General features: G+C 69.3%; 23 protein-coding genes. 14 read left to right on the top strand and 9 right to left on the bottom strand.

Features of this window, described 5'->3' with window-relative positions:
- Nucleotide 1 precedes the first annotated feature (1 nt).
- Together ACQPWU_RS06460 and ACQPWU_RS06465 are read left to right on the top strand one after the other, a co-directional pair.
- A complete protein-coding gene (locus ACQPWU_RS06460; RefSeq protein WP_433437624.1) occupies nt 2–1,075 on the top strand; it encodes an adenosine deaminase in 1,074 nt (357 codons plus the stop codon).
- Nucleotides 1,072–1,683 carry a PH domain-containing protein gene (locus tag ACQPWU_RS06465; RefSeq protein WP_433437625.1) on the top strand — a complete coding sequence of 204 codons (612 nt, stop codon included), beginning with the start codon at nt 1,072–1,074 and terminating at the stop codon, nt 1,681–1,683. Before ACQPWU_RS06460 ends, ACQPWU_RS06465 begins: the two co-directional genes overlap by 4 nt.
- Here the strand turns inward: ACQPWU_RS06465 and ACQPWU_RS06470 are convergent.
- Genes ACQPWU_RS06470 through ACQPWU_RS06480 form a run of 3 tightly spaced genes read right to left on the bottom strand, consistent with a single transcriptional unit; the run spans nt 1,673 to nt 4,540 of the window.
- Nucleotides 1,673–2,401, bottom strand: a complete 729-nt coding sequence (locus tag ACQPWU_RS06470; RefSeq protein WP_433437627.1) for an enoyl-CoA hydratase/isomerase family protein — start codon at nt 2,399–2,401, stop codon at nt 1,673–1,675. The two genes, ACQPWU_RS06465 and ACQPWU_RS06470, sit on opposite strands and share 11 nt — an antisense overlap.
- The gene (locus ACQPWU_RS06475) at nt 2,398–3,834 is read right to left on the bottom strand and encodes an AMP-binding protein (protein ID WP_433437629.1); all 1,437 of its coding nucleotides are present in this window, start codon (nt 3,832–3,834) and stop codon (nt 2,398–2,400) included. The genes ACQPWU_RS06470 and ACQPWU_RS06475 overlap by 4 nt, the downstream gene beginning before the upstream one ends.
- Nucleotides 3,818–4,540, bottom strand: a complete 723-nt coding sequence (locus ACQPWU_RS06480) for a TetR/AcrR family transcriptional regulator (protein ID WP_433437631.1) — start codon at nt 4,538–4,540, stop codon at nt 3,818–3,820. Before ACQPWU_RS06480 ends, ACQPWU_RS06475 begins: the two co-directional genes overlap by 17 nt.
- Before the next feature lie 80 nt (nt 4,541–4,620).
- On the opposite strand from ACQPWU_RS06480, the gene ACQPWU_RS06485 reads away from it, so the two are divergent.
- From ACQPWU_RS06485 to ACQPWU_RS06495, 3 genes are read left to right on the top strand one after another with little or no spacing between them, the layout of a single operon-like run.
- Nucleotides 4,621–5,439, top strand: a complete 819-nt coding sequence (locus tag ACQPWU_RS06485) for a MerR family transcriptional regulator (RefSeq protein ID WP_433437632.1) — start codon at nt 4,621–4,623, stop codon at nt 5,437–5,439.
- Nucleotides 5,439–6,350, top strand: coding sequence for a sigma-70 family RNA polymerase sigma factor (locus ACQPWU_RS06490; protein WP_433437633.1), 912 nt, complete (start codon nt 5,439–5,441; stop codon nt 6,348–6,350). The genes ACQPWU_RS06485 and ACQPWU_RS06490 overlap by 1 nt, the downstream gene beginning before the upstream one ends.
- 10 nt (nt 6,351–6,360) lie before the next feature.
- Nucleotides 6,361–6,846, top strand: coding sequence for a GyrI-like domain-containing protein (locus ACQPWU_RS06495; RefSeq protein WP_433437635.1), 486 nt, complete (start codon nt 6,361–6,363; stop codon nt 6,844–6,846).
- 71 nt (nt 6,847–6,917) lie between these two features.
- Here the strand turns inward: ACQPWU_RS06495 and ACQPWU_RS06500 are convergent, their stop codons facing one another.
- Nucleotides 6,918–8,306 (bottom strand): NAD(P)H-quinone dehydrogenase, encoded by a 1,389-nt coding sequence (locus ACQPWU_RS06500; protein ID WP_433437636.1) that lies wholly within the window; start codon nt 8,304–8,306, stop codon nt 6,918–6,920.
- Between the two features lie 198 nt (nt 8,307–8,504).
- On the opposite strand from ACQPWU_RS06500, the gene ACQPWU_RS06505 reads away from it, so the two are divergent.
- A complete protein-coding gene (locus tag ACQPWU_RS06505; RefSeq protein ID WP_433445166.1) occupies nt 8,505–8,993 on the top strand; it encodes a gamma-glutamylcyclotransferase in 489 nt (162 codons plus the stop codon).
- Here ACQPWU_RS06505 and ACQPWU_RS06510 read toward each other — a convergent pair.
- Complete coding sequence (locus ACQPWU_RS06510) at nt 8,990–10,291, bottom strand: MFS transporter (RefSeq protein WP_433437637.1); 1,302 nt, start codon at nt 10,289–10,291, stop codon at nt 8,990–8,992. The two genes, ACQPWU_RS06505 and ACQPWU_RS06510, sit on opposite strands and share 4 nt — an antisense overlap.
- A 111-nt stretch (nt 10,292–10,402) precedes the next feature.
- Here ACQPWU_RS06510 and ACQPWU_RS06515 point away from each other — a divergent pair, with 111 nt between their 5' ends.
- From ACQPWU_RS06515 to ACQPWU_RS06530, 4 genes are all read left to right on the top strand, one after another.
- The gene (locus tag ACQPWU_RS06515; RefSeq protein WP_433437638.1) at nt 10,403–11,395 is read left to right on the top strand and encodes an Lrp/AsnC family transcriptional regulator; all 993 of its coding nucleotides are present in this window, start codon (nt 10,403–10,405) and stop codon (nt 11,393–11,395) included.
- Nucleotides 11,392–12,696: a M20/M25/M40 family metallo-hydrolase gene (locus tag ACQPWU_RS06520; RefSeq protein WP_433437639.1), complete on the top strand. Its 1,305-nt coding sequence runs from the start codon at nt 11,392–11,394 to the stop codon at nt 12,694–12,696. Before ACQPWU_RS06515 ends, ACQPWU_RS06520 begins: the two co-directional genes overlap by 4 nt.
- Nucleotides 12,697–12,699: 3 nt before the next feature.
- The gene (locus tag ACQPWU_RS06525) at nt 12,700–13,503 is read left to right on the top strand and encodes a purine-nucleoside phosphorylase (protein WP_433437641.1); all 804 of its coding nucleotides are present in this window, start codon (nt 12,700–12,702) and stop codon (nt 13,501–13,503) included.
- Between the two features lie 67 nt (nt 13,504–13,570).
- Nucleotides 13,571–15,196 carry a phospho-sugar mutase gene (locus ACQPWU_RS06530; protein WP_433445167.1) on the top strand — a complete coding sequence of 542 codons (1,626 nt, stop codon included), beginning with the start codon at nt 13,571–13,573 and terminating at the stop codon, nt 15,194–15,196.
- Nucleotides 15,197–15,369: 173 nt separating this feature from the next.
- Here ACQPWU_RS06530 and ACQPWU_RS06535 read toward each other — a convergent pair whose 3' ends face one another.
- Genes ACQPWU_RS06535 through ACQPWU_RS06550 form a run of 4 tightly spaced genes read right to left on the bottom strand, consistent with a single transcriptional unit; the run spans nt 15,370 to nt 18,281 of the window.
- Nucleotides 15,370–16,086 (bottom strand): nucleotidyltransferase domain-containing protein, encoded by a 717-nt coding sequence (locus ACQPWU_RS06535; protein ID WP_433437643.1) that lies wholly within the window; start codon nt 16,084–16,086, stop codon nt 15,370–15,372.
- 54 nt (nt 16,087–16,140) lie between these two features.
- Nucleotides 16,141–17,001 (bottom strand): ABC transporter permease, encoded by an 861-nt coding sequence (locus ACQPWU_RS06540; protein WP_433437644.1) that lies wholly within the window; start codon nt 16,999–17,001, stop codon nt 16,141–16,143.
- Nucleotides 16,961–17,779: an ABC transporter ATP-binding protein gene (locus ACQPWU_RS06545; protein WP_433437646.1), complete on the bottom strand. Its 819-nt coding sequence runs from the start codon at nt 17,777–17,779 to the stop codon at nt 16,961–16,963. Before ACQPWU_RS06545 ends, ACQPWU_RS06540 begins: the two co-directional genes overlap by 41 nt.
- A gap of 46 nt (nt 17,780–17,825) precedes the next feature.
- The gene (locus ACQPWU_RS06550; RefSeq protein ID WP_433437647.1) at nt 17,826–18,281 is read right to left on the bottom strand and encodes a MarR family winged helix-turn-helix transcriptional regulator; all 456 of its coding nucleotides are present in this window, start codon (nt 18,279–18,281) and stop codon (nt 17,826–17,828) included.
- Nucleotides 18,282–18,862: 581 nt separating this feature from the next.
- Between ACQPWU_RS06550 and ACQPWU_RS06555 the strand changes: the two genes are divergently transcribed.
- From ACQPWU_RS06555 to ACQPWU_RS06570, 4 genes are read left to right on the top strand one after another with little or no spacing between them, the layout of a single operon-like run.
- A complete protein-coding gene (locus ACQPWU_RS06555) occupies nt 18,863–21,148 on the top strand; it encodes a TIM-barrel domain-containing protein (protein WP_433437648.1) in 2,286 nt (761 codons plus the stop codon).
- Between the two features lie 18 nt (nt 21,149–21,166).
- Complete coding sequence (locus ACQPWU_RS06560) at nt 21,167–22,474, top strand: ABC transporter substrate-binding protein (RefSeq protein ID WP_433437650.1); 1,308 nt, start codon at nt 21,167–21,169, stop codon at nt 22,472–22,474.
- Nucleotides 22,475–23,338 carry a carbohydrate ABC transporter permease gene (locus ACQPWU_RS06565; RefSeq protein WP_433437652.1) on the top strand — a complete coding sequence of 288 codons (864 nt, stop codon included), beginning with the start codon at nt 22,475–22,477 and terminating at the stop codon, nt 23,336–23,338.
- A complete protein-coding gene (locus ACQPWU_RS06570) occupies nt 23,335–24,156 on the top strand; it encodes a carbohydrate ABC transporter permease (protein ID WP_433437653.1) in 822 nt (273 codons plus the stop codon). Before ACQPWU_RS06565 ends, ACQPWU_RS06570 begins: the two co-directional genes overlap by 4 nt.
- The last annotated feature ends 11 nt before the right edge of the window (nt 24,157–24,167 follow it).

Raw genomic sequence — 24,167 nt, forward strand, 5'->3', positions numbered from 1 at the left:
GATGAGTCCCACGCTTGACGAGATCCGGCGGGCTCCCAAGGTGCTGCTGCACGATCACCTCGACGGCGGGCTCCGCGCCGAGACGATCGTCGAGCTGGCCAGGGAGACCGGCTACGATCGCTTGCCCACCACCGACCCCGACAACCTTCGCCAGTGGTTCGAGGAGGCGTCCGACTCGGGCTCTCTCGAGCGCTACCTGGAGACGTTCGAGCACACCGTCGGGGTCATGCAGACGCGCGAGTCGCTCGTGCGCGTGGCCGCCGAGTGTGCTCAGGACCTGGCGGACGACGGCGTCGTCTACGCCGAGGTGCGCTACGCGCCCGAGCAGCACACCACCACGGGGCTGAGTCTCGACGAGGTGGTGGAGGCGGTGCTCGAAGGGTTCAGGCAGGGCTCCGAGGGGCGCGGCATCCGGGTCGGCACGCTGCTGACGGCCATGCGGCACCAGGCACGCTCGATGGAGATCGCCGAGCTGGCCGTGCGCTACCGCGACGTCGGCGTGGTGGGGTTCGACATCGCGGGGGCCGAGGCGGGCTACCCTCCCACGCGGCATCTCGACGCGTTCGAATACCTCCAGCGGGAGAACGCCCACTTCACCATTCACGCGGGCGAGGCGTTCGGGCTGCCGTCGATCTGGCAGGCGATCCAGTGGTGCGGCGCCGACCGGCTCGGGCACGGTGTGCGGATCATCGACGACATCTCCGTGTCCGGGGACGGGTCCGCCAAGTTGGGGAGGCTGGCGGCGTACGTGCGTGACAAGCGCATCCCGCTGGAGATGTGCCCCACCTCCAACCTGCAGACCGGGGCCGCCGCGTCGATCGCCGAGCATCCCATCGGGCTGCTGCGGCGGCTGCACTTCCGGGTCACGGTCAACACCGACAACCGGCTGATGAGCTCGACCAGCGTGTCGCGGGAGTTCGCCAAGCTGGTCGAGGCGTTCGGCTACGGCTGGGATGACCTGCAGTGGTTCGCGGTCAATGCGATGAAGTCGGCGTTCATCCCGTTCGACGAGCGGCTGGCGCTGATCAACGGTGTGATCAAGCCGGGGTTCGCGCAGCTCAAGTGGCAGCCGTGAAGCAGACCTACCGGTCCAGGACCGCCTTCGTGCTGGCGTGGGTGTGGCTGGCCTTCGTCGCCTTCAACGTGTGGGACCTGATCGCCCATTACACCGGCAAGTCGTCGCTGGTGGCCCTGGCCGTGCTGGGCGCGATCACGGCGCTGGTCTACGTGATCGCGCTGCGCCCCGCCACCGTGTTCACGGAGGAGGGGCTGGTGGGTCGCAACCCGCTCCGCACCACGTTCCTGCCGTGGGCCTCGGTCGAGGATGTGACGGTGTCCCACTCGATCAACGTCCAGTACGGCGACAGGCAGGTGCTGCGGCTCTGGACGCCGATGAGCAGCGCTCGGGAGCGGGCCAGGGCGCAGCGGCGCGGGATGCCCAGGCAGCAGCGCGGGCGCCTCAGCGCCGAGCCCACGCTGTCGAAGGCGGAGCAGGCGGCGGTGGAAGCGTTCGCGGGCAAGACGCACGCCGACTGGGTGGGCGAGCAGATCCGCGAGCGCGCCGAGTCGGCCAGGCACCGTGAGCAGGAGGCGGCGCCGGGCCGGGTCACGTGGTCCTACGACTCGATCGCGGTGCTGGTGGCGGCCGTGGTGCTGGTGGTCGTGGCGATCGTCATCGCCTAGGCCTGTTGACGAAGCGGGACATGCCCGCCTGGGCGATCCCCGACTCCTCCACCTGCTTGGCGGCCTCCGTCTCTCTCGCGAAGGCCCGCTCGACCTCGTCGACGGGTGGCCGCAGCAACGCCAGGTGCACCGCCGTGGCGGAGCCCGGCCGCGTCCAGTGGTGCACGCGCTCGATCGCCGTGTCCAGCAGCGTATCCGGGGCGACGATCTCGTCCAGCAGGCCCGTGGCCAGGGCCTGGTCGGCGGTCATGCGGGTGGAGTCGAGCACCAGCCTCAGCGCCTTGGCGCCCACCAGGCGGGGGAGCAGGTAGCTGGAGGCGTTGGAGATCGACAGGCCGATGTGGTTCTCCGGGAGGAAGTACTCGGCCGCCGGGGTGCCGATGCGGGCGTCGAAGCTCAGCGTCCACTCGGCGGCCCCGCCCACGGCCAGGCCGTTGACCGCCGCCACGACCGGGACCTGCGTCTCCAGGACCGCCCTGGTCATGTCGTGGAAGAGCTCGACCTCCTCGACCAGCGACTTGCCGGCCGCCTCGTGGATGTCCTCACCGGCCGAGAACGCCCGGCCGGTGCCGGTGACCACGATGCCCCTGACACTTCTGCCGTGCGCGCGGATGGCCGCCGCCAGGTCCCTGCGCATGCCGGCGGTGAGGGCGTTGAGCTTCTCGGGACGCACGAGCGTGATCACGGCCACTTCGTCGCGTTCGGCTACTTCGATCACGATCTCTCCTTGGGGATTGCGATGGCTGGGGCGGCGCGCTGGTCGCGGTCCGGGTGGAGCAGGTGGCGCTTCTCGATGCGGGCCGACGGGGTGAGCGCGAACTCCTCGACGAACTCCACGTACTCCGGGATCTTGAAGCGGGCCAGGTGCTCCCTGGCATGCTCGATCACGCTCATGGCCGTGTCCGCGTCGGCGGCGTGGCCGGGGCGGAGCTGGAGGAACGCCTTCGGCAACTCGCCCCACAGGTCGTCGGGGACGGGCACCAGGGCCGCCTGGAGAACCGCGGGGTGCTGGGTGAGCACGCTCTCCACTTCGGAGCACGAGATGTTCTCGCCGCCCCTGCGCACCATGTCCTTCAGTCGACCGGCGTGGTGGATGTAGCCGTGCTCATCGCGGAAGCCCAGGTCGCCGGTGTGGTACCAGCCGCCTCTGAAGGCATGAGCGGTGGCCTCCGGGTGGTTCCAGTAGCCCTTCATCATGGGCTCGCCTTTGACCAGGATCTCGCTGGTCTCCTCGTCCAGCGTGACCTCCTTGCCCGGATATGGCAGGCCCATGGCGCCGGTGCCGACCGTCTCCTCGGCGTCGATGGGCACCCCCAGGTCGGGGCCGCTCTCCGTGGAGCCGTACAGCTCGCGCCACGGCGCGCCCCAGCGCTCCTCGAACGCCCTGTGCAGGTCCGGGCGGATGCCCGAGCAGAGCACGAGCCGCATCCGGCCGGCGCCGTCGTCGCCGTGTGGCGGCTGCTTGTGCAGCAGGAGGGGCATCGAGCCCAGCACGTACGTGAGCGTGGCGCCGTGCTCCCTGGCCGAGGCCCAGAAGCCGGAGGCGGAGAAGCGGGGGAGCACCACGAGGGGGATGCCGCCGATGAGACAGAGGAGGGTGACCCACTGCGGGTCCATGTAGGAGTAGGGCTGGGCGATCAGCATGACGTCGTCGTCGCGCAGGCGGACCTGGTCGGCGACCAGTCGGGCGGTCCTGAGCCAGTAGTCGTGGGTGAGCATGCAGGCCTTGGGAAATCCGGTCGTCCCCGACGTGTACTGAAAATTCGCGACATCGTAGGTTCTGGCCGGGATTCTTGCGGGTGTGGCCGAATCGAGGACGTAGACCGTACCCGGGATGTGCGGGGCGTGCTCCTCGGTGGTCAGCGTGGCCACGGCGCCCGAGTCGCGCAGGACGTGCTCCAGGTCGGCGGCCCGATACCGGACGTTCACCGGCACGGTGATCGCGCCCGCCTTCAGGGTCGCCAGCCAGCTCAGCGGCCAGTCCGGGATGTTGTCCATCATGATCGCCACGCGGTCGCCGGGCCGGACGCCCTTGTCGATCAGGGCGGCGGCCAGGCCGTCGGACCGGGCGTCGGCGTCTTCGAAGGTGAGCGAGGTGTCGGGGAAACGGAGGAACTCGCGCGTGCCGTACGTGCTAGCGGCGTGCCTCATCAGGTCGGGGATCGTTGGGCGCATCCGGCGGCTCCCACGGGAAGTCGGGCAGCAGTGAGAGATCGAGGGCTGTCGTGGCCTGGGCGGGCGCGCGGACGGCGGCCAGGCCGATCGTGACGAACTCGGCGCACACCTGCTCCAGCGAGGAGTCCCCGTCGGGGCGGTACCACTCGCTGGTGCCGGTGCACATGGACATCAGGGCCAGGCGGGTCAGTTTCTGGTCGGCGACGCGGAACGCTCCGGTCTCGACGCCTCGCGCGAGGGTGTCCTTCCAGTAGTCCTCGTACGCGTCGCGCAGGGCGATGATCTCGTCGTGGGCGGCGGAGCCGGGCGTCAGAGAGCGCAGCTCGCCGTCCATGACACGCGTGGTCATGGGGCTGAGGGCATGGACGGCGGTGAGCGAGCTGATCAGCAGGGCAAGGCGGTCGGCGGGGCCTTCGACGTCGCGCAGCATGTGCTCTGTGGCGTCGATCAGCCCTTGCTGGGCGACGCGCATGAGATCCGCGAGCAGGCCCTCCTTGCTCGATACATGGTGATAGATCCCGGCATTGGTCATGTTGATGGCTTTGGCCAAGTCGCGGATGCTCGTGGCCGCGTAGCCCCGCTGGGCGAACAGCAACACCGCCGCCGTCCTGATCCGCCGGCTCGCATCCGCGTCCCGGTCGGTGAGGTCCAGAACGGACCTACCGAACGTTCGGTTGCCCATGCCTCGAAAATATCCCACGGATCCCTAAATCGCCATAGGTTGACCCTGACACCGTGTCAGGCCCTACACCTGGAGGCGTCATGTTCAGCATCGGAGACTTCGCCAGGCTCGGGCTGGTGTCCGTGCGCATGCTGCGCCACTACGACGCCATCGGCCTGCTGCGCCCCGCGCACGTGGACGCGGCCACCGGCTACCGTTCCTACCAGGCCGCGCAGCTGGCCAGGCTCAACCGTATCGTCGCGATCAAGGACCTCGGCTTCACGCTGGAGCAGGTCAGGACGATCCTGGACGAGAAGGTGAGCGCGGAGGAGCTGCACGGCATGGTACGGCTGCGCCGTGCCCAGCTCGAGGCCCAGATCAACGCCGACCTGGCCAGGCTCCGAGGCGTCGAGGCGCGATTGCGCACCATCGAGCGGGAGGGTCACTTGCAGACGGCGGAGGTTGTCCTGAAGGCCGTGAGCCCGGTCCGGGCTGGGGAGCTGAGTGCCCGGGCGGCCGGCTACGGGAGCGAGCACATCGGCCCCGTGATCACGCCGCTCTTCGGCGAGCTCTGCCGCCGTGTGGAGGCCGCCGCCGTGCGGATCACCGGCCCCGGGCTCGCTTACTACCAGGCAGAGGAGGACGGCTCCGTCCTCATCCACGCCTGCCTGCCGGTCGCCGCGTCGCCCGGCGACCCGTACGACTTCCAGATCGTGGACCTGCCCGCGATGCCTACGGCGGCCACGATCATCCACCATGGGTCGATGGACGCGGCGCTGCCGACGTTCCAGGCGCTGGCTCACTGGATCGAGGAGAACGGCTACCAATCCCTGGGCCTGGCGAGGGAGATCTCCCTGCACTGCCCGGAGAACAAGGACGAATGGGTCACCGAGCTGCAGATCGAGGTGACTTCGGCGTAGTGGACGCGACTGAGCTGGAGTGGCACCGGGGCGAGCTGACCGGCTACTGCTACCGCATGCTGGGCTCGGGGTTCGAGGCCGAGGACGCGGTGCAGGAGGTGTTCGTCAGGGCGTGGCGCACGTACGATGCCGCGCGCGGCCCCCTGCGCTCGTGGCTGTTCCACCTGGCCACGAACGTCTGCCTCGACATGCTGCGCGGTCCGCAACGCCGCGCCCGTGCCATCGACCTCGGCCCCGCCGCCACACCGGGCGCCGACCTGGGCGCGCCACTCCCTCCCGAGCGCTGGATCCACCCCATCCCGGACAGTCGCGTCAGCCCCGAGGACCTGGCGGTGACCCGCGAGACCATCCGCCTGGCCTTCGTGGCGGCCCTGCAGCACCTCCCGCCCCGGCAGCGCGCCGTTCTCATCCTCCGCGACGTCCTCAAATGGACCGCCGCCGAGACCGCAAGCCTCCTGTCGACCACGGTCACGTCCGTCAACAGCACTCTGCAACGGGCCCGCGCCAAGCTCCCCGCTGTGGGACCCGCCGACCTGGAGGTGGACGAGGAACTGCTGTCCCGCTACGTGTCGGCCTTCGAGCGGTACGACGTGGACGCCCTGGTGTCGCTGCTGCACGAGGACGCCACGATGTCGATGCCGCCGTTCACGTGGTGGCTGCGGGGCCGCGAGAACATCCGGGCGGTCCTGCTCGCGTCGGACGCGCCGTGCGCCGGCGCCCGCCTCCTGCCGGCCTGGGCCAACGGCTCCCCGGCCTTCGGCCAGTACGTGGACGGCAAGGCGTTCGCGCTGGTCATCCTGGACATCGTGGATGGCCGCATCGCGGGCACGACCACGTACCTGGACCCCGGCCTGTTCCCCTTCTTCGATCTGCCGATGAGTTTCGCGCACGCGCTCCGTACTGAGGGGTGAAGGAGGAAACATGCCACAAATCATTGAATTCCCGGACCGTCCTTACATCGGGATCCGCAAGACCATCACCATGACCAGCTTCGGCCTGGTCGGGGACCGCATCGCGGGCCTGATCGGCTGGCTCGCCGAACGCGGGGTAGCCCCCGCCGAAGCCCCGTTCTTCAGGTACGACAGCATCAACATGGCCGAGGACCGGCTGGTGGTGCAGGCCGGAGTGCCGGTCGGTGCGACGGTGGAGGGGGAGGGCGAGATCTTCGCCGACGTCCTCCCCGCGGGCCGCTACGTCACGGTCTCCCACCATGGCCACCCCGACCAGCTGGCCGGCGTCATCTCATCGCTGCTGAAGTGGGCCGAGGAGCAGGGGTTGACCTGGGACATGACCGAGAAGGACGGGACGGAGCACTGGGGCTGCCGCCTGGAGTTCTACAAGACCAACCCGCTGGTGGAGCCCGACATGAACAACTGGGACATCGACCTGCAGTTCCGCCTGGCCTGACTTTGAGCGCGCGCCGGGGCCCCTCGGGGCCTCGGCGCCCCACTCCGCCACACCTCGGCGGGAGGAACAGGTCAGATGGCCACGCCCGGCTGCATCAGGCGGCGGGCCGCCTCAGTGATCGACCCGGACATCGACGGGTAAACGGCGAACGTGTGGGCGAGCTGGTCGACGGTCAGGCGCTGCTGCACCGCCACCGACACCGCCAGGATCAGCTCGGAAGCCCGCGGCGCCACGACCACGCCGCCCAGCACGATCCCGGTGTGCGGCCGGCAGAACAGCTTGACGAACCCGTCGTTGAACCCCTGCATCTTCGCCCGGGCATTGGTGGCCAGCGGCAGCTTGACCACGTTCGCCTCGACCTCGCCCGCCTCGATCACCCGCTGCGCGACGCCGACCGCCGCGATCTCCGGGTCGGTGAAGATGTTGGAGGCCACCGTGGCCAGCCGCAGCGGCTGGACGGCCTCCCCGAGCGCGTGCCAGACCGCGATGCGCCCCTGCATGGCGGCCACCGAGGCCAGCATCTGCACGCCCGTGCAGTCGCCGGCCGCGTAGACGCCGGGCGCGGATGTGCGCGAGACCTTGTCGACCTTGACGAAGCCGCCCTTGTCGAGCTGGATCCCGGCCTCCTCCAGACCGATGCCCGCGGTGTTGGGGATCATGCCGACCGTCATCAGCGCGTGGGACCCCTCGGCCGTGCGGCCGTCCTCCAGGGTCACGACCACGCCGTCGGCCGTGCGCTTGACGCCGGCGGCACGCGAACGGCCCATGACGTTCATGCCGCGGCGGCGGTAGACCTCTTCGAGCACCTCGGCGCCGTCGGCGTCCTCGTTGGGCATCATCCGGTCGCGGCTGGAGACCAGAGTGACCTCCGACCCCAGCGAGCGGTACGCGCCCGCGAACTCCGCGCCCGTCACGCCCGAGCCGACCACGATCAGATGCTCGGGCAGCTCTTCGATGTCATAAAGCTGGCGCCAGGTGAGGATGCGCTCGCCGTCGGGCTCGGCGGTGGGCATCACGCGCGGCGTCGCGCCGGTGGCCACGATCACCACATCGGCCCTGATCGTACGGTCGCCCGCCTTGACCACCTGCGGATCGACCAGCCGGCCGCGCGCCCTGATGATCTCGACGCCCTCGGCCTCCACCCGCGTGGCGATGTCGGCCGACTGGGCCTGGGCCAGCTCTTTCACTCGCTTGTTGACCAGGGGAAGATCGATGCCGACCGTGCCTGCCTCGCCGTCGGGCCCCCCGTCGAAGGAGATGCCCAGCGACGGCGCGTCGAGCAGGGCCTGCTTACGGACCGAGGTAGCGATCAGCGTCTTGGACGGCACGCAGTCGGTCAGCACGCACGCGCCACCCGGGCCGTCCTGCTCGACCATCGTGACCTGCGCGCCTAGCTGGGCGGCCACCAGCGCCGCCTCGTAGCCGCCTGGTCCGCCACCAATGATCACGATCCTCGTCACATAACCCATTGTCCCGCATGAGCTCGGTAAGGCTGCAACTGGCCCATCGGGTGTCAAGAGAGGGCATGGAGCTTTGGTGACGAAGGATGACACGTCGTCCTTCGGTCTGAAGCCGATGGACCGAGACGGCTGTCCAGCGTGACAGGATGGCGCGGTAGCTGGATGACGAGCGGCACCCGGTGAGAGGGGTGGATCGTGGTGTGGCTTTCAGGTCCTTCAGGCAAGCCGAGTGATCTTCGGCTTTATGCCGCGTACGGCTCGAACATGGACCCGGAGCAGATGGCCATGCGTGCCCCGCACTCTCCGATCTGGGGTAACGGCTGGCTGACCGGCTGGCGGTTGACGTTCGGCGGATATGACCTCGCCTGGGACGGCGCGGTCGCCACGATCGTGGAGGATCCCGGCGAGCACGTGTTCGTGGTGCTCTACGACGTGCCCGACTGGGAGGAGACCTCGCTCGACCAGTGGGAGGGCGCGGTGCGCGGGGCCTACCACAAGGTGCGGCTGCGCGTGCAGACCCTCGAGGGCGAGGTCGTGGCCTGGTTCTACGTGCTCGACGGCTACGAGGGCGGCCTGCCCTCGGCCCGCTACCTCGGCAGCCTGGCCGAGGCGGCCGAGCGGGCGGGCGCCCCCGACGACTACGTCAAGGAGCTGCGGGAGCGCCCCTGCACCTCTTACGGCGGTTAGCTCAGCGGCTGGTCCTTGGTCTCCTTGAGCACGAAGATGTAGACCAGCGTCGAGATCAGCGCCAGCGCCGACATGTAGTACGGGAACACCTGCACGTTCCCGGCGTCCTTGAGCGCGGTGCCGATCAGCGGCGCGGTGCCGCCGAAGAGCGCCACGGTCAGCGAGTACGGGAAGCCCGCCCCGGCCGCGCGCACCCTGGTCGGGAAGAGCTCGGAGTTCACCGCGGCGGAGATCGAGGTGAAGCAGCCGAGGAACAGCATGCCGATCAGCTGCACGGCCAGCAGGCTGACGAACGAGTTGGACAGCATGCCGAGCAGCGGCACCGGCAGCACCACGAAGGCGACGCCGAAGGTGATCAGCATGGGCTTGCGCCCGATGCGGTCCGACAGCAGGCCGAGCAGCGGCTGGAGCAGCATGAAGAAGAATAGCGAGATCGTGCCCACCTTGAGCGACTCCGCCGCGTCGAACTTGACCGTGATCTGCGCGTAGATCGGCAGGAAGCTCGTCCAGGTGTAGTACGCCACGGTGCCCGCGACAGTGATGCCGACGATCGTGGCGGCCGCCTTGGGGTAGCTCACCAGGAACTCGAACAGGCGCGGCCGCTTGACCTCGCCGCGCTGGATCTCCTCCGCCACGGCCGAGGTCTCGTCGGCGCCCTTGCGGATCCACAGGCCCACGAGGCTGATGAGCGCGCCCACGATGAACGGGATGCGCCAGCCGTACGAGCCCATGTTCTCCTCGGCGAGGCCCGAGGCGAGCAGCGCGGCCAGCCCGGAGGCCACGAGCTGGCCGATGGTGGTGCTGACGTACTGGAAGCTCGAGAACAGGCCGCGCCGCCCGGGCGGGGCCGACTCCACCAGGAACGTGGTCGCGGCGGCGAACTCACCGCCGACCGACAGGCCCTGGATGAGGCGGGCGAGGGTCAGGATGATCGGCGCCAGGATGCCCACGGACTCGTACGTCGGAGTCACGCCCAGCAGCAGCGATCCCGCTCCCATCAGCACGATCGTGAACGTCATCGCGGCCTTGCGCCCGAACCGGTCGGCGAACGCGCCGACCAGCAGGCCGCCCAGCGGGCGCATGAAGAAGCCCACCGCGAACACGCCGTAGGCGCTCAGCAGCGCCACCAGGCCGCCGACACTCTTGGGGAAGACCTGGGCGGAGAAGTACGTCGCGAGGAACGTGTAGGCGTACCAGTCGTACCACTCGACGACGTTGCCGATGCTGGCCGCCATGAGCTGGCGGACGCGGCTCTTGGGGATGCCGACTGGCGAATGTGCCACGGGGGAGGTCGCCACGGGGGGCTCCTTTGCTGCAAAGTGCGGAGATGGCTTACTGTGCAGTTGGACGACCGAAACAGTCAAATCTCTGGCCAGATATTTACAAACCCGACACAGAACAGGTTGCAGGTGGATGTTCTCGACCGGCGCCTCGTCGCCGCGCTCCAAGTCAGCCCGCGCGCCTCGTGGGGCGAGATCGGCAGGGCTGTCGGCGAGCATGAGCGCACGGTCGCCAGGAGGCTGCAGCGCCTGATTTCCGAGGGCATCGTGCGGGTCACGGCCATCTACGACGACCTGCGCACCGGGCACGGGCGTCCGGTGCACCTCCACGTCCAGGTGCGCCCCGGCACGGCGGGCAAGGTGGCCGAGGCGCTGGCCGACCGGCCCGACACGCGATCGGTCTACGCGCTGACCGGGGCCGCCGACATCGGCTGCGAGCTGGTCTCGCCGTCCCGCGAGCAGCTGCACCACATCCTGTCCACGCAGGTCTCCGAGATCGACGGTGTGCGGCAGACGCAGGCTCAAGTCGTGCTCCACACGTTCAGGACCGTGGCCGAGTGGCACGCGCCGTACCTCAGCGAGCAGGAGGTGGCCGAGCTGCGGCCGACGCCGGCCCCCGAGGGACTGCCCGACGAGGAGGGCCTGTCACCTCTGGAGGAGGAGATCGCCCGGCTGCTCGCCGCCGACGGCAGGATCGCCTTCACCACCGTCGCCGAGCGCCTCGACATCTCCGTGCCGACCGCGCGCAGGCGGGTGACCTCGCTGATCGAGCGGCGGCTGCTGCTGCCCCGCGCCGAGGTGGAGCCCGCGCTGCTCGGGCTCGAGGTCGAGGCCATGCTCTGGCTGAAGGTCCGGCCGTACGCGCTGGACCTGGTCGGCCAGCGGCTGGCCGCGCACCCTGACGTGCGTTACTGCGCCGCCACCTCGGGCAATCACTCCCTGATCGTGCAGGTCGTGGCCGCGCACGAGGCCGACCTCTACCGCTTCATGACCCGCGTCGTCGGACAGTACGACGAGATCACCGACAGCGACCTCACCCTGATCACCCGTGCCTACAAGCGCGGTCATCTCCATAAGTCCGGACTGCTCACGTTGGATCACCGTTGGGAGAAAACGCCATGACACCCGCCGAGAAAGAAGTCGCCGACCTCTGCGTGGAGCTGATTCGCGCCGACAGCAGCAACTACGGGGACGGCAGCGGACCCGGCGAGCGGGCCGCGGCCGAGGTCGTCATGGCCAGGCTGGCCGAGGTCGGGATCGAGTCCACGTACATCGAGAGCGAGCCAGGCCGCGGCAACGTGATCACCCGCGTCGAGGGCAGCGACCCCTCACTGCCCGCGCTGCTCGTACACGGGCACCTGGACGTGGTGCCCGCCAACGCCGACGACTGGTCCGTCGACCCCTTCGGCGGTGAGGTGCGCGACGGCTACATCTGGGGCCGCGGCGCCGTGGACATGAAGGACATGGACGCGATGATGCTGGCCGTGCTGCGCCAGCTGAAGCGCGAGGGACGCAAGCCGCGCCGGGACATCGTGTTCGCGTGGGTGGCCGACGAGGAGGCCGGCGGCGTGTACGGCGCCAAGTACCTCACCGCGAACCACCCCGAGCTGTTCGAGGGCGTCACCGAGTCGATCAGCGAGGTCGGCGGCTACTCGCTGGAGGTCGACCCGTCGCTGCGGCTCTACCTCATCGAGACCGCCCAGAAGGGCCTGGCCTGGATGAAGCTCATCGCCGACGGCACGGCGGGGCACGGCTCGATGCTGAACTCCGACAACGCCGTCACCGAGGTCGCCAAGGCGGTGGCCAGGATCGGCGACCACGACTGGCCGCTCACCTACACGCCGACCGTGCGGCAGTTCCTCACCGAGGTCGCGGACGCGTTCGGGATCCCGTTCGACGAGGACGACCCGCGGCCGGTCCTGGACAAGATCGGGCCGCTCGTGCGCTTCGTCGGCGCGACGCTGCGCAACACGGTCAACCCGACCCAGCTCAACGCCGGCTACAAGTCGAACGTCATCCCCGGCCAGGCCACGGCGGTGATCGACGGGCGGTTCCTGCCGGGGTTCGAGGAGGAGTTCTTCAAGACGGTCGACTCGCTGCTCGGGCCGAAGGTGCGGCGGGAGTTCGTGCACCACGACATCGCGCTGGAGACCTCGTTCGACGGGGCGCTGGTCGAGTCGATGATCGCGGCGCTGAAGGCCGAGGACCCGGCGGCGCGCGCGATCCCGTACTGCATGTCGGGCGGCACCGACAACAAGACGTTCTTCGCCGACCTCGGGGTGCGCGGGTTCGGGTTCGTGCCGCTGCGGCTTCCCGCCGACATGGACTTCGCCTCGATGTTCCACGGTGTGGACGAGCGGGTGCCGGTGGACGCCCTGCAGTTCGGGGTGCGGGTGCTGGACAGGCTGCTCCTAAACTACTGAGCTGTGACCATCGACGCATACACCCTGGCCTCCGAGGCGGCCGCGGCCCTTCGGGACGCGACCGGCCTCGACACCTTCGACGTGGCACTCGTCATGGGGTCGGGGTGGGTGCCCGCCGCCGACGCGATCGGCGAGACGGTGAGCGAGGTGCCGTTCACCGACCTGCCCGGTTTCCGCGCGCCCGCCGTGGCGGGGCACGGCGGCAAGATCCGCGTCGTGCGCACCTCGGCGGAGCGGCACGCGCTGGTGTTCCTCGGGCGCACGCACCTGTACGAAGGGCTCGGGGTGGACGCGGTCGTGCACGGCGTACGCACGGCGGCGGCGGCCGGCGTGCGCACGCTCGTGCTCACCAACGCCGCCGGCGGCCTGCGCCCCGAGACGCAGAACGTCGGCGACCCGGTCCTGATCAGCGACCACATCAACCTGACCGGGGCCAACCCGATCACCGGCACCACGTTCATCGACCTCACCGAGGTCTACTCGCGCCGCCTGCGCGAGCTGGTGCACGAGATCGAGCCGAGCCTGGCCGAGGGGGTCTACGTGGCCTTCCGCGGGCCCACGTACGAGACGCCGGCCGAGATCCGCATGCTGCGCACGCTGGGCGGCGACATGGTAGGTATGTCCACCGTCCTGGAGGCCATCGCCGCCCGCGAGGCCGGCCTGGAGGTGCTCGGCGTCTCCCTGGTCACCAATCCGGGCGCGGGACTGTCGGGCGAGCCGCTCAACCACGAGGAGGTCCTGGAGGTCGGCCGCGCCACAGCTGCCCGCATGGGGGTCCTCCTGGCCAAGGTGGTGGACAAGCTGTGAGTGAGCGTAGCGAGCGAACCAATGGACACAGCATGCTCATCACAGGCCTGACGAAGGAGGGCCTGTGATGCTTGAACGGGCCGTCAGGGAGTGGCTGGCCCAGGACCCGGACCCGGAGACCCGGGCGGAGCTCTCCCACCTGCTCGAACGCTGGGACCTCCCGGCGCTGCAGGACCGCTTCGGGGCGAAGCTGGAGTTCGGCACGGCGGGCCTGCGCGGCGAGCTGGGGGCGGGCCCCAACCGGATGAACCGCGTCACCGTCATGCGCGCCGCCGCCGGCCTGGCCAAGGTGCTGGGCCCGGGCAAGCACGTGATCATCGGCTACGACGCCCGCCACAAATCCGACGTCTTCGCCCGCGACACGGCCGCCGTGCTGACGGGCGCCGGACTGCACGCCTCGCTCATGCCCGGCCCGCTGCCCACCCCCGTCCTGGCCTTCGCCGTACGGCACCTCGGCGCGGACGCCGGGGTGACGGTCACGGCCAGCCACAATCCGCCGCGGGACAACGGCTACAAGGTCTACTGGGGCGACGGCTCCCAGATCGTGCCCCCCATCGACCGCGAGATCTCGGTCGCCATCGACACCGTGGGCCGCGTCGACCTGCTTCCCCTGCACGGTCCCGGCACGCTGACGGAGCTGGGCGAGAGCATCGTCGACGACTACATCTCCGCCGTGACGTCCCTGCCCCTGGGCGACGCCCGCGACCTGCGCGTGGCGTACACGCCCCTGCACGGGGTCGGCGGCGCCACGCTCACGGGCGCCTTCCTCGCCGCCGGCTTCGAGAACCCGGTGGCCGTCGAGGAACAACGCAACCCCGACCCCGACTTCCCCACGGTCTCCTTCCCCAACCCGGAGGAGCCAGGGGCGATGGACCTGACCATCGCGCTGGCCGCCAAGCTGAACGCCGACCTGGTCCTGGCCAACGACCCGGACGCCGACAGGTGCGCGGTGGGGGTGCCGCTGCCGGACGGGACGTGCCGCATGCTGACCGGGGACGAGGCCGGGGGCCTGCTGGCCGAGCACGTGATCACCCACACCACCGGCGACCGCATGGTCGCCACCACCATCGTCTCCTCGACCCTCCTGAGCAAGATCGCCCAAGCGCACGGGGTCCGTTACGGCGAGACGCTGACCGGCTTCAAGTGGATCATCAAGGCGGGTCCTGGGCTGGTCTTCGGCTACGAGGAGGCCATCGGCTACAGCGTGGGCTCCGACGCGGGCCTCCCTGTCCGTGACAAGGACGGCATCGGGGCGGCCCTCACGGTGGCCGGCATCGCCGCGGCGGCCAAGCGCTCGGGCCGTACCTTGCTGGACCTCCTGGACGACCAGGCCCGCCGCTACGGCCTCCACGCGACCTCGCAGCTCTCCTTCCGCGTGAGCGACCTGTCCCTGATCACCGACGCCATGACCCGCCTGCGCGCCCATCCCCCGTCCGAACTGGGCGGCCGGGCGGTCGTGCGTACGGACGACCTGACGAAGGGCGACGGGGGCCTGCCGCCGACAGACGGGCTGCGGTACCGGCTGGCGGGCGACGCCCGCGTGGTGGTCCGCCCTTCGGGTACGGAGCCCAAGTTGAAGTGCTACCTGGAGGTCGTCATTCCGGTGACGGGCGAGGTGGCGGAGGCCCGTTCGCGCGCCGCGGACGATCTCGCCGCCCTGAAGGCCGACCTTTCCACCTCCCTGGGTCTGTAGCCCGTTCTCGAGGCGTCCTGGCCGCCGCGGCCCCCGGGACACGGCTCCTTAAGTCTCATTCGTGAGACCAATACACGAATGAGGGCCATGAAGGCCATGTGCTGATACCAACGCTTCAGTTGGTCTCAACGATGAGACCATGCCAGAGACCGCGTGGCCTACACGTGGCGCGGTCAGGGAGCGAGCGGCAGGTGTGGTTCGACCAGCGCGAGCAGGTCCAGCTGTAGTCGCAGCGCCTGCTTGCGCGGGGCCTGGAGGATGGCGCGCAGCCGGTCAGGAGCGTCGGGAGGGACGGTGAGATCGTCCAGGTGCCGTTGGAAGGTGCCCAGGTCAAGGGAGGGGTTGGGCAGGTCGTTCGCGGCCCAGACGGTCCGGACCACCTCGTTGGTCATCACGGCCGCCGCCCAGCCGATCTCGGTTGGATCGTCGCGATGGAGCACGGCCAGCATCTTGGGGCGCAGATGCTCCCACAGCCCCGCGTAGTGGGCCCTGATGTGCGCCGGAACGCGGTAGGACGCGTGGATCTCTGCCGCGTCGATGCGGAGCTGGGCGACGACTCCGTCCGGGTCGCTCAGCACCACGCCGTCCAGGAACGCGTATCCCCACGACTCATCCCCTACGCGGTCTGGGGAGAAGCGCGCCCTCCAGACCTCGGCTGTGTACGCCAGCAGGTCGACGGGCAGCAGGCGGTCCTGGCGGCGCCAGCGAGCGTCGCCGTCGTCCTCTGCGGTGACCGCGTAGACGTCCAGGTCGGAATCGCGGCGTGCGGTTCCGCGGGAGAGTGACCCGCCCAGCATCACACCCCGCACATTGGGGTCGGCGCGGAGGTCGGCCAGCACTTCAGCGAGTACGCGCTCGTGCAGCGGCGTGGGGTATTTGACGGTCGTCATTCGGCTCCAGGCGCTTCGGCCATCTCGATCTTCGGCCGCCGGCAGGCGTGGGTTTCAGCGGGCGAGGCGGCGTAGCAGGCGGGAGGCGGCCGCGATGCCGAGCACGGCGGCAGCCAGCAGGACGGCGGCGTCCAGCGTTAGGTGCGCGGGCGTGCCGAGCAGCAGGCCGCGCAGGGCGTCGACCTGGTAGCTGAGCGGGTTCACCGTGCTGATGGCCTGCAGCCAGGCGGGCATGGCGGTGGTGGGATAGAGGGCGTTGGAGGCGAAGAAGAGCGGCATGGTGATGGCCTGGCCGATGCCCATCAGGCGGTCGCGCGTCAGGACGATCCCGGCGATCGACATCGACAGGCAGGAGAAGAACGCCGAGCCGAGCACCACGACGACGATCACCCCGGCCAGCCGCAGCGGGTTCCACGTCATGGCCACGCCCAGCAGCGCCGCGATGGCGATCACCACGACGGCCTGGATCACCGCCTTCACCCCGGCCGCGAACGCCTTGCCGGTGACCAGCGCCGACCGCGGGGTGGGCGTGACCAGCAGCTTCGTCAGGACACCCGAGTCGCGCTCCCAGATGATCTGGATGCCGTAGAAGATGGCGATGAACATCGTGGACTGCGCGATGATCCCGGGAGCCAGGTAGTCGAGGTACGGCACGCCGTTCGTCGGGATCGCCTGGATACGGGTGAAGGTCTCGCCGAAGACCAGCAGCCACAGGGCCGGCTGGATCGCGCGGGTGTACAGCTCGGTGCGGTCATGACGGAGCTTCTGCAGCTCCACCACGCACATCGCGATCACCCTGGCGGGCAGGACGCGCCATCGCGCGCGCTCGGGCGGTGGGGTGGTGAGCAGGTCGAGCCCCGTGCCGCGTGGGCGGTCAGCCGACGCGGGAGGCGGTGTTGCGGGTACGCCGGACATCGCGGAACTCACCTCCTTCCTCGTGGAGGCCGCTGCCGGCGACATCCCTGAAGACGTCCTCCAGCGTCGGCGTGGAATCGTCGCCGCGACGGGCGCGCAGCTCCTCGGTGAGCTGTTCGGACGTGCCGACCGCCCGGACGCGTCCCTGGTGCATGAGCGCCACCCGGTCGCAGTACTGGTCGGCCTCGTCCATGTAGTGGGTGGTGACCAGGACCGTCATGCCGACGGCGGCGCGTACCGCCTGGATGTGCTCCCACACGCCCGCCCGGGCGATGGGGTCGAGCCCGATCGTCGGCTCGTCCAGGATGAGCAGCCGTGGCGCGCTGACCAGCGCCTGGGCCAGCTCCAGCCGGCGCACCATGCCGCCGGAGTACGTCTCGGCGAGCCGGTCGGCGACGTCGGCGAGCCCGACCGCCTCCAGCGCCTGGGCGACGCGGGCGGCGCGCTCGCGGCGGGGGACGTCGAAGACCCGTGCGAACAGGGACACGTTCTCGCGGCCGGTGAGGCGGCCGTCCGCCGACAGCTGCTGCGGGACGTAGCCGAGCAGGCGGCGCACGGCCATCGGCTCGGTGGCCGCGTCGCGGCCGAAGACCCGGACCATGCCGGGCTGGACCGGCAGGAGCGTGGTCACGCAGCGGATGGCGGTGGTCTTGCCGGCGCCGTTCGGGCCGAGCAGGCCGAAGATCTCGCCGGACGTGACCGAGAGGTCCAGATCGTCGACGGCTCTGGTCTGGCCGAAGGAATAGCGCAGGCCGTCACAGGTCAGGGCGTCACTCATGGCTCGCCAACCTCCTTCCGTGGACCGTCGCAGGTCAGGGCGTCACTCATGGCCGGGCCACCTCCTCGCGCAAGCCGTCGGCGAGTCTGCGGAGGGCGGGAACCGCGGCGGCGAGCGCCTGCTTGTCGGTCTCGTCGAGCCGGTCGACGTGCGCGCGGACGAGCGCGGCGCGGCGTTCGCGCCAGTCGCGCAGCCGGGCCTCGCCCTGCGGGGTCGGCAGTAGCCGCGCGGAGCGGCGGTCTTCGTGGCCGGGCTCGCGGTGCAGCAGCCCGGCGGCCGTGAGCTGGTTGACCATCGTGGACACCGAGTTGCCCGCCAGATACAGCTCCTTGGCCGCGGCGGACACCCCGATGCCGGGTGTGGCGGCGACCAGGCGCAGCAGCTCGACCTGGGCGCCGGACAGCCGCGGACCTGTCACACCGGGGCGCAGCTTGCGCCGGACAAGACGCTGGATGCCGGATATGACGGAGATCAAGGACTCAGGTAGATCCGATAGGCTCACGCCTAGAATATTACCTCTGCTAACGAGTTATAGACATAAGGCCCCCCTACCTGCGGCGCATCCGCCGCCCGCCCCGCACCCCCGACCGCCCCACCTGCAGGCGCTGCCGGCCCGGCCGGAACTGCCGCCGCGCGACAAGACGCTGCTTCGGATGCTCGCTATACGAGACCGCCGCCAGCGCTGAAGAGATCCTCGACGTCGAGAAGCTGGATCTGCGCAACCGCCACGCCAAGGTACGGGGCAAGGGTGGCGCCGCCGACATCATCGTCTGGCGCACCGCCACCGCCCGGCTGCCCTACCGCCGCGCCGCCGAACAGTTCACCGCCTGCGTCCGCGGCCAGGCCGGCTCCAGCTTCGTGGAGGCGGCCGTCTGGAGCGCGGTCATCGCCCTGGCCGGATACCTGTGGGCACGGAGGCTCTACAACCGATGAAGACTCGTTCTTGAGCTGGGTACGTGATCGTCCCGCGCGCGGTGCTCGAGGGCGGTGGGGTTGGACGAAGTGGGCCGCTGACCGTTGACGTTTGTTGGTATGGACAGCAAACTAATTCACGAGTTGGCGCAGCCGTTCAAAGGAGCTTCCATGCCCTATCGCCCCCCATTGGTCACGCACGAGTACTTCGTCGCGGACCCGCCCGAGCTTCCGGTTCGCGCACGAGGCGAGGGTGGTCTGTCGGCGGTGACCGCCGCGGAACTGGTCGCGGCCGACGGTGCCGAGGTGATGGTGAAAGCGGTCACCACGGCGGAGGAGACGCTGGTCGTCCAGGTGGGAGTGGCCGGTGAGGGAGTCATCCGGGTGCGGCTGTCGGAGGACGCGACCGCCAGGCCGCGCTCGGAAGGGGCCATCTCGCTGGTGACCCCCGGCACGTATCCAGGGGCACGTGCCGGGGTCGAGCCAGGGGAGCCGATCGTCGTGGACGCGGGCTCGCTGCGGGCCGAGATCAGCCTGGCGCCGTGGCATCTGCGCTTCACCGACGCCGCCGGTAAGACGCTGGTCGAGCAGGATCGCGGGCACACCGACATCAGCGGACGGCTGCGTACGCTCCCCTTCGGCCGCTCCAGCTCCAACGGCGTCCCCGTCGCCTACCACGAGAGCTTCGCCGCCGCCCCCGACGAGGCCTTCGCCGGTTTCGGTGAGTCGTTCACGCGGCTGGACAAGCGCGGCCAGCGCCCGCTCATGTGGAACTTCGACGCGTTCGGCGCCGAGTCGCAGCGGGCGTACAAGAACATCCCCCTGTACGTCTCCAGCGGCGGCTACGGCGTCCTCGTCGACAGCGGGGCCCCGACCGAGTTCGACGTGTGCCAGTCCACGCACAGCGTCGTGCAGATCATCGTGCCCGACGACGTGATGGACTACTACGTGATCGCGGGGCCGACGCCCTCCGACGTCCTGGACCGTTATGACCTGCTGACCTGCCGCCCGTCGCTGCCGCCGAAGTGGGCGTTCGGGACCTGGATCTCGTCCGGGTTCTGCGTGGACAGCCAGGAGCGGGTGCTGGCCAGGGCGCGGACGATCAGGGAGCGCGGCATCCCGTGCGACGTGCTGCACCTGGACACGTACTGGCAAACCGACGGGCACTGGTCGGATCTGCGATGGGACCCCGTGAACTTCCCCGACCCCGAGGGGATGCTGGCCGAGTTGAAGGACATGGGGTTCAGGGTCTGCCTGTGGATGAATCCGTATATTTCCCACCTGAGCCCCGCCTTCTCCGAGGGCGATCAAGCCGGATATTTCTTGAAAAATCAGTCGGGTGAGACCTACGTCGCCGACTGCTGGCACGGCTCCTTCCCGCCGTGCGGGATCGTGGACTTCACCAACCCGCGGGCCGTCGAGTGGTTCACCGGGCTGCTGAGAGACCTGCTGCGCCAGGGCGTGGACGCGTTCAAGACCGACTTCGCCGAGGGCGTGCCCGCCGACTCGGTCGCCTTCAACGGCATGATCGGCACCGACCTGCACAACGTCTACACCCTGCTGTTCAACGACGCCGTCTCCGCCGTCACCCGCGATGTCCACGGCCACGACCTCGTCTGGGCGCGCTCCTCGTACCTCGGCGGCCAGCGCCACAGCGCCCAGTGGGGCGGCGACACCTACACCAGCTACGCCGCCATGGGCAGCACGATCAGGGGCGGCCTCGCGCACGGTCTGTCCGGCGTGCCGTTCTGGAGCCACGACGCCGGCGGCTTCACCGGCAGGCCCACCGACGACCTGTACGTGCGCTGGACCCAGTTCGGCGCGCTCTCCCCGCTGCTGCGCCTGCACGGCACGACCACCCGCGAGCCGTGGGAGTTCCCCGCCGTCGAGGAGCCGGCCGTCGACGCTCTGAAGCTGCGTTACCGGCTGATGCCGTACATCTACTCGGCGGCCGTCGAGGCCGCGCGCACCGGCGCGCCCATGATGCGGGCGATGTGCGTGGACTACCCGGACGACCCGGTGGCCTGGCAGGCCGACCTGCAGTATCTGCTGGGCCGCGACCTGCTCGTCGCCCCCATGACCGCGCCCGAGGGCACCAGGAGGGTGTACCTGCCGCGCGGCGCGTGGGTCGACTACTGGACGGGTGAGGTGCTCGAAGGCGCCCGCTACATCACGGTCGGTAAGCCGCTCGACCAGATCCCCCTCTTCGTACGGCACGGCGCGCTCATCCCGGTCACCACACCAGGAGACACGGTGGACGTGCCGGCCGAGATCACTCTCGTCGCCTTCGGGGGCGGCGACGCGACCGCGGAAATCCACGACGAGGACGGCGTGACGATCGCCGTCGCCACCACGGACGGCGACGTGCTGCGTGTCGCCGTCACCGGCCCGAAGCGCGTCACCGGGGTCGAGATCGCCCCGGTGGCCGGAGCTCCCGTACGGGCCGTCATCTCGTAACACCCCCCTGGAGGGATCATGGTCAAGTCAAGAGCCGCGGTGGTGCTGGCCGCCGCGGTCCTGGTTCTGTCGGCGTGCGGTTCGGGAGGGTCGGAGACCCCGGCTGCCCAGAACAGCAGTCAGCCGCGCACGCTCAAGCTCTGGCACTACGAGGCGGCCGACGGCGCCATGGGCAAGGCGTGGGCCGAAGCGATCAAGAAGTTCGAGGCCTCGCACCCGAACGTGACCGTCAAGTTCGAGGCGAAGGGCTTCGAGAACATCCAGAAGACGGCCAGCATGGTGCTCAACTCCGATGAGGCGCCCGACATCATGGAGTACAACAAGGGCAACGCCACCGCCGGTCTGCTGTCGAAGCAGGGCCTGCTCACCGACCTGAGCGAGGAGGCCACCAAGCGCGGCTGGGACAAGCTGCTGCCCGGCGGCCTGCAGACCACCGCCAAGTACGACGACCGTGGCGTCATGGGCTCCGGCAAGTGGTACGGCGTGCCGAACTACGGCGAGTTCGTGATGGTCTATTACAACAAGGACCTGTTCGACAAGTACAAGGTCCAGGTGCCGACGACGTTCGAGCAGTTCACGGCCGCGATGGACACGTTCGTCAAGGCAGGGGTGACCCCCCTCGACACCGCCGGCGCCGAGTACCCCGCCCAGCAGATCTTCTACCAGCTCGCGCTGACCAAGGCGCAGAAGCCGTGGCTGGACGCCTTCCAGTCCTACAAGGGCAAGGTGGACTTCCACGGCCCTGAGTTCACCTACGGCGCCGACACGTTCGCCGACTGGGTGAAGAAGGGCTACATCGCCAAGAACTCCTCAGGGCTCAAGGCCGAGGACATGGGCGTGGCGTTCATCAACGGCAAGTTCCCCATGATGATCAGCGGTAGCTGGTGGTACGGCCGCTTCGCCTCGGAGATCAAGAAGTTCGAGTGGGACCACTTCCTCTTCCCGGGCGCCACGATGGCCCCGGGCTCCAGCGGCAACCTCTGGGTCGTGCCCGAGAAGTCGGAGAACAAGGACCTGGCCTACGACTTCATCGACATCACGATGAGCAAGGACATCCAGAACCTCCTGGGCAACTCCGGCGGTGTCCCCGTGGCCGCCGACCCGGACGCGATCACCGATGCCAAGAGCAAGGAGCTCATCGAGACGTTCAACAAGCTCACCAGTCAGGACGGTCTGGCCTTCTACCCCGACTGGCCCGCGCCCGGCTATTACGACGTGCTGGTCGCCGGGGTGCAGGAGCTCATCAACGGCAGCAAGACCTCTGCCGCGGTGCTGGACGAGATCGCCAAGCCGTATGAGGACAACCTCGCCGACATTGGCAACTAGATGAGAGTGCGCACGAGGGGGTACTGGCTCTACCTGACCCCCAGCCTGCTGCTGTTCCTGGTGGTCATCGTCGTGCCGTTCCTCATGAACGTGGGCGCGAGCTTCACCCGCTGGTCGGGGGTGGGCACGCCCAGGTGGATCGGGTTCGACAACTACGTCAGGCTGCTGAAGGACGAGCGGTTCTGGGAGTCGTTCCAGCACAACGTGGGGCTGATCGTGGCCATGGCCATCGTGCCCACCGCGATCGGCCTCGTGCTGGCGGCCGCCCTGTTCGACTACATCGCCAAGCGGTTCGGGCCGCGTACGGCCTCCGCGCTGCGGGCCATGTACTACCTGCCGCAGGTGCTGCCGGTGGCGGTGGCCGGCGTGGTGTGGGGCTGGATGCTGCACCCGTCGTACGGCGCGGTCAACGAGATCTTCGGCCTGGACCTCGACTGGCTCGGCGATCCCGACCTGGCGCTGGCCACGGTCATGGCGGTCATGGTCTGGTTCCAGCTCGGCTACCCGGTCGTGATCTTCATGGCCGGGCTGCAGCGCGTGGACCCGGCCTACTACGAGGCGGCCGAGATAGACGGGGCCTCGTGGTGGCGCCGGTTCTGGCACATCACGCTGCCGCAGATCCGGCCGGAGATCTTCGTGGTGCTGCTGACGTGCACGATCGCCGCGCTGAAGGTGTTCGGGCCGATCTTCGTGCTGACGCGGGGCGGCCCGGGCAACGCCACCATGGTCCCGTCGTACTTCTCGTACCTGAACTTCTTCCAGAAGAGCAACGTCGGGTACGGCTCCGCCATCGCGACCGTGCTGGCCGTGATCATCATTGTGGTGACGTTCCTGTTCCTGCGCGTCCAGGAGCGTGAGCAATGAGGGGGCCCGGACGCTGGGCGGTGCTGTTCGCGCTGGTCGTCCTGGCGGTCGTGATGGTGTTCCCGTTCGCGATCGTGGCGATCAACGCGGTCAAGTCGCCGGCTGAGTACAGCTCGCAGGGCCCGCTGAGCCTGCCCGACGGGCTCTACCTCCAGGGGATCGTCGACTTCTGGAACCGGGTCGAGTTCGGCACGAAGCTCTGGAACAGCTTCCTGATCAGCGCTTCCGTTGCGGTGCTCGCCGTCGTGCTGTCGGTGCTCAACGCGTACGCGCTGGGCATCGGCCGGGTGAAGGGCCGCCTGTCGATCCTGGTGCTGTTCCTGGTGGCCAACACGCTGCCGCAGGAGGCGCTGGCCTACCCGCTGTACTACCTGGCCAAGGCCGTCGGGCTGTACGACACACAGCTGGCCGTGATCATCGTCATGTCGGTGATCCAGGCGGCGTTCGGCACGTACCTGCTGAGCGCGGTGCTGGGCCAGTTCCCGAAGGAGATCCTGGAGGCGGCGGCGATCGACGGCGCGGGGCGGCTGCGGTCTCTGTTGCGGATCGTGGTGCCGATCAGCCGGCCCACCCTCAACGTCCTGCTGATCTTCTTCTTCATCTGGACCTGGAACGAGTTCTTCCTCCCGCTGATCTTCCTGATCTCGAACGACACCCAGACGGTGCCCGTCGCGCTCGGTGTCCTGCAGGGCGAGAAGTACATGGACGCCACCACGTCCAGCGCTTCGGCCCTGCTCGGCATCGTGCCGGCGATCGCCTTCTTCCTGATCTTCCAACGCACGCTGACCCGAGGTGTGACGGTCGGCGCCATCAAGTGATGGAGAACCCC

The organism is Nonomuraea sp. CA-141351, assembly GCF_050944675.1.
In the GTDB taxonomy this organism is placed as follows: Bacteria; Actinomycetota; Actinomycetes; order Streptosporangiales; family Streptosporangiaceae; genus Nonomuraea.